At 71.0% G+C, this 16,162-nt stretch carries 15 protein-coding genes; 9 read left to right on the forward strand and 6 right to left on the reverse strand.

Features of this window, described 5'->3' with window-relative positions:
* Positions 1–237: 237 nt before the first annotated feature.
* The gene (locus Q0116_RS02115) at positions 238–2,145 is read left to right on the forward strand and encodes a methyl-accepting chemotaxis protein (RefSeq protein WP_297885058.1); all 1,908 of its coding nucleotides are present in this window, start codon (positions 238–240) and stop codon (positions 2,143–2,145) included.
* Between the two features lie 67 nt (positions 2,146–2,212).
* Here the strand turns inward: Q0116_RS02115 and Q0116_RS02120 are convergent, their stop codons facing one another.
* The 3 genes from Q0116_RS02120 to Q0116_RS02130 all read right to left on the reverse strand — a co-directional run bounded on the left by Q0116_RS02120 (position 2,213) and on the right by Q0116_RS02130 (position 4,689).
* Positions 2,213–2,626: a hypothetical protein gene (locus tag Q0116_RS02120; protein WP_297885060.1), complete on the reverse strand. Its 414-nt coding sequence runs from the start codon at positions 2,624–2,626 to the stop codon at positions 2,213–2,215.
* Position 2,627: 1 nt separating this feature from the next.
* The gene (locus tag Q0116_RS02125; RefSeq protein ID WP_297885062.1) at positions 2,628–3,146 is read right to left on the reverse strand and encodes a DUF2240 family protein; all 519 of its coding nucleotides are present in this window, start codon (positions 3,144–3,146) and stop codon (positions 2,628–2,630) included.
* 67 nt (positions 3,147–3,213) lie between these two features.
* Positions 3,214–4,689 (reverse strand): Na+/H+ antiporter NhaC family protein, encoded by a 1,476-nt coding sequence (locus Q0116_RS02130; RefSeq protein ID WP_297885064.1) that lies wholly within the window; start codon positions 4,687–4,689, stop codon positions 3,214–3,216.
* 193 nt (positions 4,690–4,882) lie between these two features.
* Here Q0116_RS02130 and Q0116_RS02135 point away from each other — a divergent pair, with 193 nt between their 5' ends.
* Complete coding sequence (locus Q0116_RS02135) at positions 4,883–5,866, forward strand: GTPase (RefSeq protein ID WP_297885066.1); 984 nt, start codon at positions 4,883–4,885, stop codon at positions 5,864–5,866.
* 48 nt (positions 5,867–5,914) lie between these two features.
* On the opposite strand, the gene Q0116_RS02140 is transcribed toward Q0116_RS02135, so the two are convergent.
* The 3 genes from Q0116_RS02140 to Q0116_RS02150 all read right to left on the reverse strand — a co-directional run bounded on the left by Q0116_RS02140 (position 5,915) and on the right by Q0116_RS02150 (position 10,246).
* Positions 5,915–6,658, reverse strand: a complete 744-nt coding sequence (locus Q0116_RS02140) for an SIMPL domain-containing protein (RefSeq protein WP_297885068.1) — start codon at positions 6,656–6,658, stop codon at positions 5,915–5,917.
* A gap of 59 nt (positions 6,659–6,717) precedes the next feature.
* Complete coding sequence (locus Q0116_RS02145) at positions 6,718–8,877, reverse strand: formate/nitrite transporter family protein (RefSeq protein WP_297885070.1); 2,160 nt, start codon at positions 8,875–8,877, stop codon at positions 6,718–6,720.
* Between the two features lie 94 nt (positions 8,878–8,971).
* A complete protein-coding gene (locus Q0116_RS02150) occupies positions 8,972–10,246 on the reverse strand; it encodes a TIGR00341 family protein (RefSeq protein ID WP_297885125.1) in 1,275 nt (424 codons plus the stop codon).
* A 125-nt stretch (positions 10,247–10,371) separates the two neighbouring features.
* On the opposite strand from Q0116_RS02150, the gene Q0116_RS02155 reads away from it, so the two are divergent.
* From Q0116_RS02155 to Q0116_RS02185, 7 genes are all read left to right on the forward strand, one after another.
* On the forward strand, positions 10,372–10,620 hold the full coding sequence (locus Q0116_RS02155; protein ID WP_297885072.1) for a hypothetical protein: 249 nt from the start codon (positions 10,372–10,374) through the stop codon (positions 10,618–10,620).
* Positions 10,621–10,763: 143 nt separating this feature from the next.
* Entirely contained in the window at positions 10,764–11,645 is an 882-nt protein-coding gene (locus tag Q0116_RS02160) for a homoserine kinase (RefSeq protein WP_297885074.1), read from the forward strand.
* A gap of 147 nt (positions 11,646–11,792) precedes the next feature.
* Complete coding sequence (locus Q0116_RS02165) at positions 11,793–12,872, forward strand: metal ABC transporter substrate-binding protein (protein ID WP_297885076.1); 1,080 nt, start codon at positions 11,793–11,795, stop codon at positions 12,870–12,872.
* Positions 12,869–13,759 (forward strand): metal ABC transporter ATP-binding protein, encoded by an 891-nt coding sequence (locus Q0116_RS02170; RefSeq protein ID WP_297885078.1) that lies wholly within the window; start codon positions 12,869–12,871, stop codon positions 13,757–13,759. The genes Q0116_RS02165 and Q0116_RS02170 overlap by 4 nt, the downstream gene beginning before the upstream one ends.
* Positions 13,756–14,841 carry a metal ABC transporter permease gene (locus Q0116_RS02175; protein ID WP_297885081.1) on the forward strand — a complete coding sequence of 362 codons (1,086 nt, stop codon included), beginning with the start codon at positions 13,756–13,758 and terminating at the stop codon, positions 14,839–14,841. The genes Q0116_RS02170 and Q0116_RS02175 overlap by 4 nt, the downstream gene beginning before the upstream one ends.
* A 75-nt stretch (positions 14,842–14,916) precedes the next feature.
* Positions 14,917–15,591, forward strand: coding sequence for a metal-dependent transcriptional regulator (locus Q0116_RS02180; RefSeq protein ID WP_297885127.1), 675 nt, complete (start codon positions 14,917–14,919; stop codon positions 15,589–15,591).
* A gap of 111 nt (positions 15,592–15,702) precedes the next feature.
* The gene (locus Q0116_RS02185) at positions 15,703–16,119 is read left to right on the forward strand and encodes a thiol-disulfide oxidoreductase DCC family protein (RefSeq protein WP_297885083.1); all 417 of its coding nucleotides are present in this window, start codon (positions 15,703–15,705) and stop codon (positions 16,117–16,119) included.
* The last annotated feature ends 43 nt before the right edge of the window (positions 16,120–16,162 follow it).

Below are 16,162 nucleotides of genomic sequence, written 5' to 3' on the forward strand. Positions count from 1 at the left end.
GTTCACTCAGAGAAACCGGTTCTGTCCGGTGAGGTTAGTGTCACTCAATGAGGCTATCTCCCACGCCGAGACGAACGTGTTCGATCATCGCCGAACAAGCAGCAACGTTGTGAGGTAAATTGTGTCAGCACGAAATCACTCAGCGACTTAATTACTAGCGTTTCAGGGCCTGAGAGACGGTATCAGCGATAATATCTGGAGGCAACGTGTTTTTATACCATGCGACAATCGTCGCCCATGGCAGAGACTGCGACCGGCGTGGACGCGGGGGGATCGGGCGGGCTGGCGGAGAGCGTGCGGGACGTGATCCGCTACATTCCGGACGGCACCTCGATGCCGGAGGAGATGTGGAGCCCGCGGCATCGGAACATCCTGATTTCGACCGCGGTCCAGGTGCCGCTGCTGATCGGGCTCGGCCTCTACAACGGGACGGAGTCGTTCACCGGCGCGCAGATTCCGGCGACGCCGCTGTGGATGCTCGGCGGGTTCATCGCCGTCATCCTCGGCACCGGCGCGCTGGCGAGCTGGTCGCGGCTCGGCCGCCGCCAGCGGACGGTGCTCTCCGCGTTCAGCCTCATGACCGTCTCGATGGCGATGGTCAAGCTGTCGGGCGGCTACATCGAGGCGCACTTCAGCTTCTTCGTGTTCATCGGGGTGCTCGCGCTGTACGAGGACTGGCTCCCGTTCGCCGTCGGCGTCGCGTACGTGGCGGTCGGCCACGGCGCGTTCAGCCTCATCGATTCGAGCCTCGTCTACAACCACACCGCGGCGATACAGAACCCGATCGTCTGGGGCGGCATTCACGCGATCTTCGTCCTCGCGCTCGCCGGCGCGCTGATGGTCAACTGGTACTCGATCGAGAAGTCGCGCGAGGCGGCGCGCGAGCAGCTCGAACTGGCGGAGCAGAAGCAGTCGGAGATACAGGACGTCGAGGCCGCGAAGGCGGAGGTCGAGGAGCGCCGCGAGGAGGTAGAGCGGCTGAACAGCCACCTCGAGACGAAGGCCGACGCCTACAGCGCGGCGATGAACCGGGCCGCCGACGGCGACCTGACCGTTCGCCTCGACGCCGAGAGCGAGAGCGAGGCGATGGCGAAGATCGGCGCGGCGTTCAACGGCATGATGGACGACATCGACGGCGCGATGGGGGAGGTCCGGTCGTTCGCCCAGCAGGTGTCGGACGCGAGCGAGAACACGGTCGACGGCGTCGAGACCGCGGCCGACCGGAGCGAGGCCGTGAGCCAGTCGGTCGGCGAGATCGCCGAGGGCGCCGACGAGCAGCGCGAGATGCTGCGGCAGGTGTCCGACGAGATGAACGACCTCTCGGCCACGATCGAAGAGGTGGCCTCCTCGACGCAGACCGTCGTCGAGGTCGCGGAACAGACCGCCGACATCGCCGACGAGGGCGAGGAGACTGCCGACGCCGCGATCGAGCGCGTCGAGGAGTCCCGCGAGGCGCTCGACTCCGCGGCGGAGACCGTCCAGAAGCTGGACGACCGGATGGAGGACATCGGCGAGATCGTCGACCTCATCGGCGACATCGCCGAACAGACGAACCTGCTCGCGCTCAACGCCAACATCGAGGCCGCCCGCGCCGGCGGGAGCGGCGGCGGGAGCGACGGGTTCGCGGTCGTCGCCGACGAGGTGAAACAGCTCGCCGAGGAGACCCAGGACGCGGCCACGGAGATCGAGGAGCTCATCGGCGCGACGCAGTCGCAGACCGACGGGACGGTGAAGGCGGTCCGGAGCGCGGAGGAGAACATCGCCGCGGGCGCGGAGGCGGTCGACGACGCCGCGGACGCGTTCGCGCGGGTGTCCGACAACGCCGCGGAGGCCGGCGAGGGGATCCGCGAGATCAGCCGGGCGACCGACGACCAGGCGGCCAGCACGGAGGAGACGGTGTCGATGGCCGAGGAGGTCGCGGACATCAGCCAGTCGACGGCCGACGAGGCCGACGCGGTCGCCGAGGCGGCCGACGAGCAGCTGACCGCGATGAGCGCGGCGACGACGGAGGCCGGCTCGCTCGCGCAGCAGGCGGAGCGGCTCGGCGCGCTCGTGCGCGACTTCGAGGTCTCCGGCGAGGGGGTCGACCCGGACGGCTCGCCCGGACCGAACGTCGCCGTCGGCGACGGCGGGCAACCCGAGTAGTCGCGGAGAATCGAGGCGGATTTTTTCGGGGACAGTCGTCAGGGGCGTCGCGGAGCGACGCGGCGCGTCACTCGGTCGCCGACTCGCGCCGGAGCGCTTCGAGGACCGCCAGCGCGCGCTTCACCTGTGCGGCGTCCTCGACGAACACCAGCGTCCGGGGGGGTCGCACCGCCTTCGGGCGGACGCGGAGGTCGGCCTCCCTCGCCGCCGTCGCGACCGCGTCCGGAGCGGCCGTCGCCTCGATCCGGACGCGGTCCGGCTGGACGTACACGTCCGCGAGCGGGTCGGCGCGCTCGTCTCCGCCGTCCGAGCCGCCGCGCTCGCGGGCGATCCGGTACGCCAACGCGCCGTCGGCCGCGGGCTCGACGTCGCGGTCGGCGTCGACGACGGTCAACCCGCGGAGGCGACTCTCGTTGCCCGTCACTTCCGAGGCGAGCAGCTGGGCGAGCCTGACGCCGTCGGTGAGGCGGTCCGTCACCATCTCAGGCCGCCCCCGGGTCGTCGGCGTCGGTCGGTTCGGTCCCGTCGTCCGCCGGAGCGGATTCGTCGTCGCTCGCGGTGGCGAGCTCCTCGCGCACGTCGGCCGCGAGGCGGTCGACCGTCGCCCCCTGCTCGCGGGCGTAGAGGACCGCGGCGGCCTCGATGGTGACCGCCAGCGCGCGCTGGCGCTCGTTGATCGCGGCGACCGCGCGCTGCTTCTCGACGCCCGCGGCGACGATGGCGTCGAGCGCGCTCTCGAAGGTGGACTGCTCCCGGAGGACCGACTCGTCCGGGACGAACCCCTCGGGGACGGTCACCTCGGCCGGGTCGAACTGGAGGACCAAGTCGCCGTCCTCGGACGCGAGCAGGCCGCGCCCCACGGCGACGTCGACGAGCCGCTTCGCCTGGTCGGGCGAGAACCACTCCCGCTCTAACGACAGCGCGACGACGAACTCCCCCTGTCCGAGCCGGTCCTGGGCCCGGGCCTTGAACGGGGCGGCGACGGCGACCTCCAGACTCATGTGGAACGGACGGATCGGCGGGCGCGTAAACGTGTCGAACGCGGGGTCGACCGGGCGCTCCCGAGACTCAGTCGTCGCTGCCCGGGCTCGCGGCGGCTGTCGTCTCGCCCGCGTCGCCGCCGGCGTCGACGGGGGTCGGAGTCGCGTCGATCGTGTAGCCGGTCGCGGCCATGGCGAACAGCACGAGCGGCGAGAGGAACGCGAACAGGTAGTACGGCGCGTACTCCAGGGTCGGCACGCCGGTGACGCCGGCCATGTACACCGCGCCCGCGTGCCACGGGAACAGCGCGCCGGTCGGCGTCCCGGCGGCCTCGACGGCGCGGGAGAGCTGGTCGGTTTCGAGGCCGAACTCGTCGTAGGTGTTCCGGAGCGTGACGCTCGGGAGGACGATGCTCATGTACTGCTGGGCGGTGAGCGCGTTGATGACGATCGCGGAGACGCCGGTGCCGGCCACGAGCGCGCCGGGGCTCCGCACGGCGGACGTGAACGCGTGGGCGATCACCGCGAGGACGCCCGTGCGCTCTAGGATGCCGCCGAGCGCGAGCGCGGCGACGACGACCGTGATCGTCCACGCGGAGCCCGTGAGCCCGCCGGTCGCGAGGAGGTCGTTGACGAGCGTCGACCCCGACTCCGGCGCGGTGCCGTACATGAACGTCTCCCAGGCGGCGACGAAGCCGACCCCCTGGACGAGGACCGTCGTGAGCGCGCCGGCGAACACGCCGGCGACGAGCGTCGGGAGGGCGGCGTAGCCGCGCAGCGCCAGCCCGAAGGTGACGACCAGCGGGACGAACGCGACGACGGTGATCGCGTACGTCTCGCCGAGCGCGCCCTGTATCTCGGCGATCCGGCCGGCCGGAATGGACCCGCTCGCGCGGAGCCCGAGCGCCGTGAACCCGAGGACGGCGAGGCCGAAGGCGATCGCCGTGCCGGTCCGCATCCGGCGGATGTGCCCGTACAGGTCGGTGTTCGCGACGCCCGCCGCGAGGTTCGTGGTGTCGGAGAGCGGCGACTGCTTGTCGCCGGCGTACGCGCCCGAGAGGACCGCGCCGACCGTCATCGGGGCGGGGACGCCGAGCCCCGCGCCGATGCCGACGAAGGCGACGCCGAGGGTGCCGACGGTGGTCCACGAGGAGCCGATGGCGAACGCGACGACGGCGGCGACGACCGCGGCCGCCGGGAGGAACGTCGTCGGCGAGAGGACCGCCAGCCCGTAGTACATCAGGCCGGGGATCGTGCCGGCGCTGACCCACGTCGCGATCAGCCCGTAGATGGTGAAGATGATGAGGAGCGCCTGGAGCCCCATCACGAGGCCGTTCGCGATCCCGTCGAACAGCTCGTCCCAGTCGTAGCCGAGCCAGAGGCCGAACGCGCCGACGAAGGCGATACTCCACAACAGCGGCGGGTGCGGGTCGAGGCCGAGGACGGCCGAGCCGATGCCGAGGAACGCCACGACGGCGAGGACCGGGACCAGCGCCGCCGCGAGGCTCGGGCGGCGGTCTGGATCCAGGTCGTCGTACGCCGTCGGGGTGAACGAGCGTGCCATGTCCGATTGTATTCCTTTGAAGCATAAGTATGGCTCGAAATATGCGTGTGATAGATAGCGATAGATCTTGCCGCTTACGGTGAGCGGCTTCGGCAGGCCCCGCGGCACCCGCCGCGTCCGCCCGTGTGCCGCCGTGTCGCGGGGGTCCGCGAACGGACGCTCTTATACGCGTCGGCGGCGAAGCCTGCGTAACATGATATTCGAGGGCCTCCCGACGACTCCGCGCTCCGAGGAGCTCGTCGACAAGGCGTTCTCGCGGGCGGCGCGGGCCGGCCGCGCGAAGCGCGGCCACGAGGCGCAGGAGTCGATGTTACGGACCGCCGGCAACGTGCTCTCGGACAACTTGGAGAACGTCGTCACCTCGTGGCCGGACTTCGGCTTCGACGTCGACCCGTTCTACTACGAGCTCGCGGACGCGCTCGTCGACGTCGACCGCCTCCGCCAGGCGCTCTCGCAGGTGATGTGGGCCAGCCGCCAGATCGAGGACCTCCGCGACGAGTACACCACGAAGATCCGGAACTCCGACGTGGACACCGCGCGGAAGCACCGCAAGCAGGCGTTCGCCCGCATGGCGGACATCATGGACCAGATCGAAGACGACCTGCGCTACATCGGCGACTCCCGGGACCAGCTGAAGGTGCTTCCGGACGTCGAGCCGGACGAGCCGGCCGTCGTCGTCGCCGGCTACCCGAACGTCGGGAAGTCGTCGTTCGTCAACCGGGTCACCCGCGCGTCGAACCAGATCGCCGAGTACCCGTTCACCACGAAGGGCGTCCAGATCGGCCACTTCGAGCGCGACCGCGTCCGGTACCAGATCGTCGACACGCCGGGACTCCTAGACCGCCCGGAGGACGAGCGCAACGACATCGAGCGGCAGGCGGTGAGCGCCCTCGAACACCTCGCGGACGCCGTGATCTTCGTCATCGACCCCTCCGGCGACTGCGGCTACCCGCTGGAGGTCCAACTCGAACTCCGCGAGGAGGCCCGCGAGCTGTTCGGCGCGGACGTGCCGCTGCTCACGGTGGCGAACAAACACGACCGCTTCGAGGCGGTCAAGGCGGAGTCCGTCGACGCGACGATGAGCGTCACGGAGGACGAGAACGTCGAGGGCGTCCTCGACATGGCCGTCGACGCGGTCGGCTACGAGCCCGACCTCCCCACGCGCGACGGGGAGTAGTCGGCGGGCTCGGCGACTGGGGTCGAAAAACGGGTTCTTCTCGCGGCGTTACGCCGGAACCGCTTCGTACACGACGTTCACCGTGACGCGCACGCTGACGTCGCCGCTCTCCACGCTGGTCGACGCGCCCGCGTCGTCGCCGGCCGCCGCCTGGTACGACTCCGTCACGTACGTGCCCCCGCGCGACTCCGCCGTCGACACCTCGTAGACGCCGGAGACCTCAAGATCGCTCGCGTTCGCGAGCGCGGCCGCGTCGTCGTCGGCGTTCGACATCGCCTCGTCGATCGCCTGCTCGCGCACCTCGCGCTCCGTCTCCTCGGTCAGCCCGAACTGGATCCGCTGGACCTGGTCCGCGCCCGCGTCGACCGCGACGTCGATCACCTCGCCGACGGCGTCGACGTCGTCGACCTCGATCGCGTACAGGTGGACGCCCTCGTAGCGCGTCCGGTTCGGGTCGTCGCGGGTATCGTAGCTCTCGCGGACGTCGTACCGCTCGGTCCGGATCGCGTCTTCTGCGAGCCCCCACTCCGTCAGGGACGCCCGGAGCTCCTCGTCGCCGGCGGCCAGGTCGTCGCGGACCGCCTGCGCGTCGGCCCCGGTCGCGGTGACCCCGACCCGGAGCGTGGCGCGGTCCGGCGCCGACGTCGACTCGCCGACGGCCGTCACTTCGATGCTCCGTTCCAGTTGCGCCTCGCCGCCGTCCGTGGGGGTCGCGGTCCCCGCGAACCCCGCGCAGCCGGCCAGCGCGACGAGCGCCGCGATGCCGATGAGTGCCGTCAGTCGTCTGTCCATACGCGACCGTTCGCCGGCGGGCAGCTATAAGACGACGATAACGCAAAGAGTCGTTTTTCCTATCGGCCGCCGTCGCGGTCGGGGGCCTCGTCCGCCTCGGCCTCCTCGTCGGCGGCGTCGTGGTCCGCGATGAACGCGTCGTCGAGGTGCGGCTGCTCGTCGACCGGGGCGTCGTCGTCGGGCGACTCGGCGGCGCGGCCGTCGTCGGCCGCGTCGCGGGCGCCGTGCGAGTCGCCACCGTCACCCGTTTCGGCGGCGTCGGAGCCGCCGTCGCCGTTGGCGTCGCCGTCGGGGGCCGCGGCGACCTCGCCGGGCTCGCCGGACCGCACGTCGGTCCCCTGAGAGCGCTCCGACTCGCGCTCGACGCCGCCGGACACGGCGACGTCGCGGCGACCCGACCCGAACAGCCGCTCGCGCAGCGACCGGCTGCTGGGCCGCTCGGTGAGCAGCACCGAGGCGTCGACGTCGTGGATCACGTCGAGGTGGAGCGAGTTCGAGACGAGCCGGGAGAGCAGCCCCTTCTCCGTGGCCCCGATGATGACCAGGGTCTTGTCGGCGGCCGTCCGGCAGATGCCGTCCTCCACGTCGCCGCCGTCGTCGACGACGAGATCAGCGTCGTCGAGGTCGTGTTCCGCCGCCCACTCGGCGAGGAACGCCTCGCCGCGCGCCCTGCCGTCCGGGCCGTCCACCACGTGGAGCAGCGTCACCTCGGCCCCGGCCGTCTCGGCGAGCACCTTCGCCACCTCGGCGCTGAGGTCTGAGTCCGGCCCGCCCGAGGTGGGGATGAGGATCCGCGAGGTGTCGAGCTCGCGCTCGTTGAGGATGAGGAAGTCGCAGGGGAGCTGGTTGGTGAGCTCGTCGATCGGCCGCTCGGCGCGGGCGGCGCTCCAGAGCTGGTCGTCGCCCCAGCCCATCAGCACGGCGTCCGGGCGGGTCCGGCGCGCCATGTTGAACACCTCCTCGAACGAGCGGTGCGAGACGACCGTCGACGTCGACACCTCGACGTCGTGTTCGGCCGCGGTCGAGCGCAGGTTCGCCATCCCCTCGGCGGAGACGTCCGCGATGCGCCGCCCCGCGTCGCCCGAGGACAGCGACATCCGCTCCGGCGCCTGGACGACGTGGACGATGTGGACGACGCCGTCCTCGTGGCTGCTCGCGAGCCGCGCCGCCAGCTCGACTATCGGACCGTCGGTCCGGGGGTTCGTGATCGGCACCATGACGCGGTACCCCTCGCCCGCGAACAGCGTCGCCTCGGTGGCGTCCAAAATCGGGACGTACGAGCGCCCGGCCGCGCGACCGAACACCCACTCGGGGACCGTCAGGCGGCGGCTCACGCCCTCGAAGCGCGCCTCCTCGAGGCGCTCCTCGCTGGTCTGGAAGTAGTTGACGAGCGTGACCAGCACGATCCCGCCGAGCGTGTTCCCGATCAGGACCGGAATCACGAACCCGACGATCCCGGAGTAGAGGCTGAGCTCCGCGCCGTACAGCGGGATGTCGTGCTGGAAGAACAGGTAGAGGACCTCGGTGAAGGAGACGACCACGTGGAACAGGTCGCCGAGCGGGATCGCGAGGAACGCGAGGTAGACGACGAGCATCCGGCTCATCGAGTCGGTGGAGGCGAACCCGACCCAGACGACCCCGGCGACGATCAGCCCCGCCATCGCGGCCTTGAAGAACAGCGGTACGGTGCCGACCTTGAACCCGCCTTCCGAGATGTACCGCGCCGCGTCGACGGTGTCGCCGGTGAAGACGCCGCCGTACGACAACACGAGCGCGCCGATCCCGCCGCCGACGAAGTTGCCCGCGAGCACGATGGTCCAGTGGCGCAGGAGCGTCGGGAGGCTCGCGAGCCGCTCGAGCGTCAGCGCGACCGGCGGGAGGGTGTTCTCGGTGTACAGCTGGTAGCCGCCGATGATGATGTAGATGAACCCGAGCGGGTACAACAGGACGCTCAGGATGGGGTCGCGGCCGGTCGCCGCCGTCAGCGACGCGTACAGCATGAACGTGATCGTGATCGCCAGCCCGGCGGCGAGCCCGCTGAAGAACAGCTCGCGGCTCCCCGAGGTCACCTCCTCGTCCGCGGCCGCGATGATCCGCTGGAACACCTCGTCAGAGGAGAATCGGTCCCGGACGGCCTCGCCGACCGCGGGCGCGCCGCTCCGGGACCGCTCGACGACCTCCCGCATCGAGTCGTCGTCAGGTTGCGTGGAATCCGTCACTGGCCGAGGCCATGGCGGCCCGGTAAAAAGCCCTTGCTCTTCGGATCACGTCGCCGCGAGAGCGGACGACGGCGGCGGGAGCGGTGCGCCGCGCTCAGGCGCGCTCGACGGTCACCGTCCGGACCTCGACGCGGACCGTCCGCCCGACGACCGCCTCGATCCGGTCGTCGAGCGCGGGCGCGATCCCTTCGACGGTGCCGCCGGGCGGCGCGCCGACCGTGACCACCACGCGGTCGGTCTCCAGGGGCGGCACCGTCCCGGAGCGCTCCACCGTGAGCTCGAGCAGTTCGAACTCCGAGTCCAGCGCGGTCAGCTCGTCGGTCGCGGCGGCGCGGATGTCGGCCTCGGTGGTCGAGGCGGCGTAGGAGTCGTAGGTGACGCCGCCGAGGAACACCGACAACAGCGCGATGGCGACGACGAGCACGGCGGCGCGCTTGACGAACGCGGCGCGCGCGTCGTCCTCGCGGAACCACCGCTGCGGCCGGTAGCCTTCGTACCACAGCATCACCAGCGCGGAGAGGTTGATCGAGAGGACGTTCACCGCGACGATGATGCCCGCGCCGAGCACGAGCCGCGGGATCCGGAAGGCGATCCCGATGCCGACCGCGGCCGCCGGCGGGATGAGCGCCACCGCGATCATCACGCCGACGAGGGTCGCGGAGACGCCCGTCATCAGCGAGACGATGCCCGCGACGCCGGCCCCGACCGCGACGACCAACACGAGGACGTTCGGGGCGAGGCGTTCGGACACCTCCGCGAGTTCGAGCGGGTCGAGCCCGGGCGGGACCAAGGCGAGCGAGCGCAGCGCGAACGCGAACAGCGTGGCCGCGAGCACCGCGACGACGACGCCGAGCACCTGCATCCGCACGCCCCGGCGGAACAGCGCCTCGTCGTCGACGACGGTGCCGATGGCGGCCGACATCGCCGGCCCGATGAGCGGCGCGATAACCATCGATCCGACCACGGTGGCGGGCGAGTCGAGCAGGAGGCCCGCCGTGGCGATCACGGCCGAAATGACGGTCATCAGCACGTACGTCCCCAGCCCGGAGGCGAGATCGTCCGCCTTCGCCTGGAGCTCCTCCCGGGAGATGCGGTCGCCGCCCCGCTCCGCGTCTTCCTCGTACTCCTCCTCGAGCGCCTCGAACCGGCGCGAGATGACCGTCTCGGCCGCGACGATGACCGTGTAAGTGCTCTCGTCGATCCCCGCCTCCCGCAGTCGGTCGAGGACCGGCTCGACGGCGGCGGTCGGCAGCGGGAACGTCGCGACCGCGGTGTACTCCCGCCCGCTCGTCTCGTCGGTGACGACGTAGTCGACTCCCTCGTCGTCGAGCGCGCGGACGACCGCCGCCCGCTTGCCCGCCGGAATCATGACCTGAACGAGTCGCACGGTCGCCGGTCGCGCCGACGGCCCTTATAAGATCGGCACGCCGTGAGCCGCCCCGGCCGCGAGAAACGGAACTTTAATGCGCGAATCGCTCGCACCTCCAGCCAAGAATGATCTCGCCGCTGGTCATCGACACGTTCCTGCTCGACTACCACCTCGGGCACGTCATACTGTTCGGGCTCGTCGTCTCGCTTCTGGGTGCCGCGCCGCTGAAGTCCCAGAAGGCCATCGCGTCGATCTTGGCCGTGTTCGGGGTCGTCTTCCTGATGGCGCCGTACACGACGATGCCGCCGACGTTCATCCTCCTCGGCATCCCACTCGTCCTCGTCGGCACGCTGCTGTGGACGATGGCCCGCTGAGCCCGCCGGACGGAACGCTCGACGAAAGCCTGCCCGACGCGCCCACTCTCTCCTCTCCTCCCGCCGACCGCGCCAGACGCCGTCGCGGTCCCACTATCTGTTCGATCCCGCTCCTTTTTGCCCCACCGGGGACACTGCCCGCCATGGTAACGGTACGGGCCCCCGCGACGAGCGCGAACCTCGGGAGCGGCTTCGACGTGTTCGGGGCGGCCCTCTCGCGACCGGCCGACGTCGTCACGGTCGAGAAGGCGGCCGAGACGACGATCGAGGTCACTGGCGTCGGCGCGCAGTACATCCCGGAGGACCCCGAGAAGAACACGGTCGGCGCGGTCGTCGAGGCGCTCGACGCGCCGGCGCGCATCCACATCGACAAGGGCGTGCGCCCGGCGTCCGGGCTCGGCTCCTCCGCCGCGAGCGCCGCGGGGGCGGCCGTCGCGCTCAACCGACTGTACGACCGGGGGCTCTCCCGGGAGGAGCTGGTCCCGATCGCCGCGGAGGGGGAGGCCGTCGTCTCCGGGGTCGCGCACGCGGACAACGTCGCCCCCTCGATCCTCGGCGGCTTCACCGTGACGACGGCCGAGGGGACCCACTCGGTCGACGCCGCCGTCCCGCTCGTCGTCTGCCTGCCCGACGTCGCGGTCTCGACCCGCGACGCGCGCCGCGTGGTCCCCGAGACCGCCTCGATAGAGGACCTCGTCGAGACGGTCGGCAACGCGGCGACGCTGGCGGTCGGCATGTGCCGCTCGGATCCGGACCTCGTCGGGCTCGGGATGACGGACCCGGTGGTCACGCCCGAGCGCGCCCGACTGATCACCGGCTACGACGACGTGCGCGAGCGCGCCTTCGACGCCGGCGCGACGGGCGTCACCGTCAGCGGCGCGGGCCCCGCGGTGATCGCGGCCTGCCGCGAGCGCGACCGCCGCGGCGTCGCCGCCGAGATGATCGACGCCTTCGCCGGCGCCGGCATCGAGGCGCGGGCGTACCAGACGCGGATCGGCCGCGGCTCGACGGTCATCGACGACTGACCGCCGCGCGCTCGTCGGCGACCGAACCGGAGATTCTGTCCCTGCGTCCGTGTCCCTCGGGAGCGGCAGCGTCGGGTGCGGAAGAGATATATGATCAGAGAAAACATAGATTTAGACGAGTCAAATAATTGGATGTGATCTCTGTTCATGACACCTGAGAGCGGCGACGGACGAGCGGTGACGCGGCGCGACGCGGTACGCGCCGGGGCGGTGACGGCGCTGGCGGGCGTCGCCGGCTGTTCGTCGCTGCCCGGCGCGCCGGCGGGGACCGGGGGCGCGGGGAGCGACGACGGGGGACCGGTCGCCGTGGCCTCCTTCTTCAGCTTCTTCGACTTCGGGCGGCGGGTCGCCGAGGAGACCCCGCTGACCGTCGAGAACCTCGTTCCGACGGGGCTCCACGGTCACGGCTGGGACCCGAACTCGAGTATCACCCGACGGATCATCGAGGCGGACGCGTTCGTCCACGTCGGCGAGGACTTCCAGCCCTGGGCGGACCGCGCCATCCAGACGATCGAGGCCGACGGCGCGGACACCGCGCTGTTGAACGTCCGCGAGGGGATCGAGCTCGTCGACCTCGCGGCGTCGCTCGACCGCGACGAGGAGGGCGTCGGCGCGCAGCGCGGCAAGGACCCGCACTTCTGGTTGGATCCGCGGCGCGCGAAGCGCTCGGTCGACAACATCGCGGACGGGTTCGCGGAGCTCGTTCCCGACCACGCCGACCGGATCCGGCAGAACGCGGAGGCGTACAAGACCGACGTCCTCGACCGCATCGACGCGGACTACGAGGCCATCTTCGACCGGGCCGAGCGGGACGTCGTCCAGCTGGCCGCGCACAACGCCTTCCAGTACATCGGCGAGCGGTACGGCGTCCGGATGCGGCCGCTCGTCACCAACCTCGCGGCGAGCGGCGACGTCAAGCCCGCGGACGTCCGCGAGGCGACGCGCGTCATCCGCGAGAACGACATCCGGTACATCGCGAACGGCGTCTTCGAGTCGCAGCGACCGGCCCAACAGCTCCTCCGGGAGACCGACGTCGAGGCGTACTTCCCGGTCACGCCGTACGCCGGTGTGCGCGACGAGTGGGTCGCGGAGAACTGGGGGTACGAGGAGATCGCGTACAACATTAACATGCCCACGTTCAAGATCGTCCTCGGCACCGAGACGCCCGAGGACGCGGCGCCGACCGACGGGTGGGTCGAACAGTGGCGGAACTTCGAACCGGTATGAGTGCGAACGAGACGGACCCCGCGGCCCGTGCGAGCGCGGCGTCCGACGCCGGGGCTGGCGATCCGGTCATCGACCTCTCCGGCGTCACGTTCGGCTACACGGCGACGCCGGTCGTCGAGGACGTGTCGCTGACCGTCGACTCCGGCGAGTACGTCGCCGTCGTGGGGCCGAACGGCTCGGGGAAGTCGACCCTGATGCGGCTGATGCTGGGCCTGATCGGTCCCGACGCCGGGGCGGCGCGGCTGTTCGGCGAGGACGCGGGTCGATTCGACGACGGCGAGCGCGTCGGCTACGTCGCGCAGCAGGCCACCGCCGCGGAGGAGATGCCGATCACCGTCCGCGAGGTGGTGAAGATGGGTCGGTTCCCGTACGTCGCGGTGGGGAACCTCCCCGGCGGGGACGCCGGGGTCGTCGGCGGGCTGTTCGACGACCCGGTCGGCACGGCGCGTCGGACCGCCAACGCCGTCTCGGGACGGCTCACCGCCGGCGACTGGCGGATCGTCGACGACGCGCTCGCGACGGTCGGCATGAGCGCGTTCGCCGACCGCCGCATCGGGCAGCTCTCCGGCGGGCAGCGCCAGCGGGTGTTCATCGCCCGGGCGCTGGCCGGCGAGGCCGACCTGCTCGTGTTGGACGAGCCGACCGTCGGCGTCGACGCCGAGTCGGTCGACGCGTTCTACGACCTGCTCGACGCGCTCAACGCCGCGGGGATCACCGTGCTCCTCATCGAGCACGACCTCAGCGCGGTCGTCGAGCACGCCGACCGCGTCGTCTGTCTGAACCGCGAGGTGTACTTCGACGGCCCGGCCGACGAGTTCGTCGAGAGCGACGCGCTGGCGCGGGCGTTCGGCGCCGGGGCGCGCTTCCTCGCGGGGGGTGGCGAATGAGCGACCCGCTGACCGCCGCGCTCGCGGCGTGGCTGTTTCCCGCGGTGAACCAGTCGGCGGCGCTGGCGCTTCAGGGCGGCCTCGCCGGCGTCGGCGAAACCGTTTTCGGCGCGCTCCTCTGGGTGTTAGAACAGTGGTACTGGCTGATGGACTGGGCGCACTACCTCACCGGGCTGGAGATGCTGAACCCGCGCTATCGGTACATGCAGCGGGCGGTGCTGGTCGGGCTCTGTATCGGCGTGATGGCGCCGCTCATCGGCACCTTCCTCGTTCACCGACAGCTCGCGCTCATCGGCGACGCGCTGGCGCACACGGCGTTCGCGGGGGTCGCCGTGGGGCTGTTCCTCAACGCCGTCATCGACTTGGGGGTGTCGCCGTACCTCACCGCCGTCGTCGTGGCGATGATCGCGGCGCTGTTCATCGAACTCATCTCCGAGACGACGGACGCGTACAACGACGTCTCGATGGCGATCGTCCTCTCGACGGGCTTCGCGCTGGGGACGACGCTCATCAGCATCAACGCCGGCGGGCTCGCGGTCGGGGTGAACCAGTTCCTCTTCGGGAGCCTCTCGACGGTGTCGCCCCAGAGCGCGGGGATCCTGCTCGCGCTGTTCGCCGTCATCGTCGGCACGGTGGCGCTGACGCGCAACCAGCTCCTCTACGTGACCTTCGACGAGACCGCGGCCGCCGTCTCCGGGATCTCCGTCAACTGGTACAACCGCGTGATGGTGATGCTGACGGCGATGGTCGTCGTGGGCGCGATGCAGATCATGGGCGTCATCCTCGTCGCGGCGATGCTCGTCGTGCCCGTGGCGGGCGCGACGCAGGTGTCGCGCAGCTTCACCGAGTCGATCGTCGTCTCGGTCGTGCTGGCGGAGCTCGCGGTCCTCCTCGGGATCGGCGTCGCCTACTACGGCGGCGTCACCGCCGGCGGGGTCATCGTCCTCGTCGCGGTCGGGATCTACGTCTGCGCGGTCGCGGTCGGGAAGCTCCAGTCCGTCCGCGGCGAGGCGGAGACCCCCGAGATGGGGAGCATCGAGACCGACGGCGTCGAGGCCGACGCCGGAGCGAGGGGTGACTGAGCCGTGACCGGGGACGGAGACCGCGGCGACGCCGACCCGGGCGGCGAGGCCCCCGAGCGGAGGGCGTCCTCGGAGGTGATCAGCGCGGTCATGGAGGACTACATCAAGGCGATCTACGCGATCGAGCGCGACACCGGCGAGCGGGTGTCGACCTCCGCGCTCGCCGACTACCTCGACGTCACCGCGCCGACCGTCTCCTCGATGATCAAGAAGCTGGCGGAGCGCGGGCTGGTGGACCGGGAGGAGTACAAGGGGGTGACGCTCACCGACGATGGCGAGCTCGTGGCCCTCGAGATCCTGAGACACCACCGGCTCCTGGAGTCGTTCCTGACCGAGCAGCTCGACTACAGCTGGGTCGACGTCCACGACGAGGCCGACCGGCTCGAACACCACGTCTCCCAGAAGCTGAGCGACCGCATCGCCGAGGCGCTCGGCAACCCGCCGGTCGACCCGCACGGCGACCCGATCCCCGACGCCGACCTCTCGCTCCCCGACGCGGGCGACGCCGTCCGACTCGTCGACGCGGAGGAGGGCGACCGGGTCGTCGTCCAGCGCGTCCGGGACCAGGGAGACGCCGAACTGCGCTACCTCGCCGACGCGGGGGTCTGGCCGGGCGCGGAGCTCGTGGTCGTCGACGTCGCGCCGTTCGACATGCTCACCGTCGAGACGCCGTCGGCCGAGCAGAGCCTCCCGGCCGACGTCGCGCGCCTCATCGAGGTCGAGCCGGCGACCGACGACGAGGGCGCCTGACGCGGGCCTCGCCGGGGTCGGCCGGATCCGTCAGAGGACCGGCCGACTCCGTCCGAGTGTCGATCGGCGACCGGAATCCTGAACAGCGCGGCGCCGCAAGGACCACGCGAGATGGACCGGGAGATACCGGAGGACGCGGCCGTCGTGCTCTTCGACGGCGTCTGTAACCTCTGTAACGGGTTCGTCCAGTTCGTCCTCCCCCGTGACCCGGACGGGAAGTACCGCTTCGCCTCGCTCCAGTCGGACGTCGGCCGGGCGCTGCTCGCGGAACACGACCTGCCGACCGACGAGCTGGAGTCTATCGTCCTGATCGAAGACGGGGAGGCCTACGTGAAGTCGGCGGCGGTCCTCCGCATCGCGGCCGGCCTCGGCTGGCCGTACCGGCTGCTCTCGCCGTTCCGATACGTCCCGGCCGCGGTCCGGGACGGCGCGTACGACTTCGTCGCCGACCACCGGTACCGGTGGTTCGGGAAAAAGGACCGGTGTATGATGCCGTCGGGCGACGTCGAGTCGCGCTTTCTAGAGTAGCTCGCGCTCTCCGGAGAGGGTCGCGGCCCGAATGGGAGCCGCG

The sequence above is a fragment of the uncultured Halorubrum sp. genome, assembly GCF_937146585.1.
GTDB classification, from domain to species: Archaea; Halobacteriota; Halobacteria; order Halobacteriales; family Haloferacaceae; genus Halorubrum; species Halorubrum miltondacostae.

Excerpts from the sequence above, each read along its gene's own strand:
- Q0116_RS02135 (WP_297885066.1), top strand. The coding sequence starts at position 4,883 with ATGATATTCGAGGGCCTCCCGACGACTCCGCGCTCCGAGGAGCTCGTC.
- Q0116_RS02160 (WP_297885074.1), top strand. The coding sequence starts at position 10,764 with ATGGTAACGGTACGGGCCCCCGCGACGAGCGCGAACCTCGGGAGCGGC.
- Q0116_RS02150 (WP_297885125.1), bottom strand. The coding sequence starts at position 10,246 with ATGATTCCGGCGGGCAAGCGGGCGGCGGTCGTCCGCGCGCTCGACGAC.
- Q0116_RS02130 (WP_297885064.1), bottom strand. The coding sequence starts at position 4,689 with ATGGCACGCTCGTTCACCCCGACGGCGTACGACGACCTGGATCCAGAC.
- Q0116_RS02115 (WP_297885058.1), top strand. The coding sequence starts at position 238 with ATGGCAGAGACTGCGACCGGCGTGGACGCGGGGGGATCGGGCGGGCTG.
- Q0116_RS02185 (WP_297885083.1), top strand. The coding sequence starts at position 15,703 with ATGGACCGGGAGATACCGGAGGACGCGGCCGTCGTGCTCTTCGACGGC.
- Q0116_RS02170 (WP_297885078.1), top strand. The coding sequence starts at position 12,869 with ATGAGTGCGAACGAGACGGACCCCGCGGCCCGTGCGAGCGCGGCGTCC.
- Q0116_RS02140 (WP_297885068.1), bottom strand. The coding sequence starts at position 6,658 with ATGGACAGACGACTGACGGCACTCATCGGCATCGCGGCGCTCGTCGCG.
- Q0116_RS02120 (WP_297885060.1), bottom strand. The coding sequence starts at position 2,626 with ATGGTGACGGACCGCCTCACCGACGGCGTCAGGCTCGCCCAGCTGCTC.
- Q0116_RS02165 (WP_297885076.1), top strand. The coding sequence starts at position 11,793 with ATGACACCTGAGAGCGGCGACGGACGAGCGGTGACGCGGCGCGACGCG.
- Q0116_RS02175 (WP_297885081.1), top strand. The coding sequence starts at position 13,756 with ATGAGCGACCCGCTGACCGCCGCGCTCGCGGCGTGGCTGTTTCCCGCG.
- Q0116_RS02155 (WP_297885072.1), top strand. The coding sequence starts at position 10,372 with ATGATCTCGCCGCTGGTCATCGACACGTTCCTGCTCGACTACCACCTC.
- Q0116_RS02125 (WP_297885062.1), bottom strand. The coding sequence starts at position 3,146 with ATGAGTCTGGAGGTCGCCGTCGCCGCCCCGTTCAAGGCCCGGGCCCAG.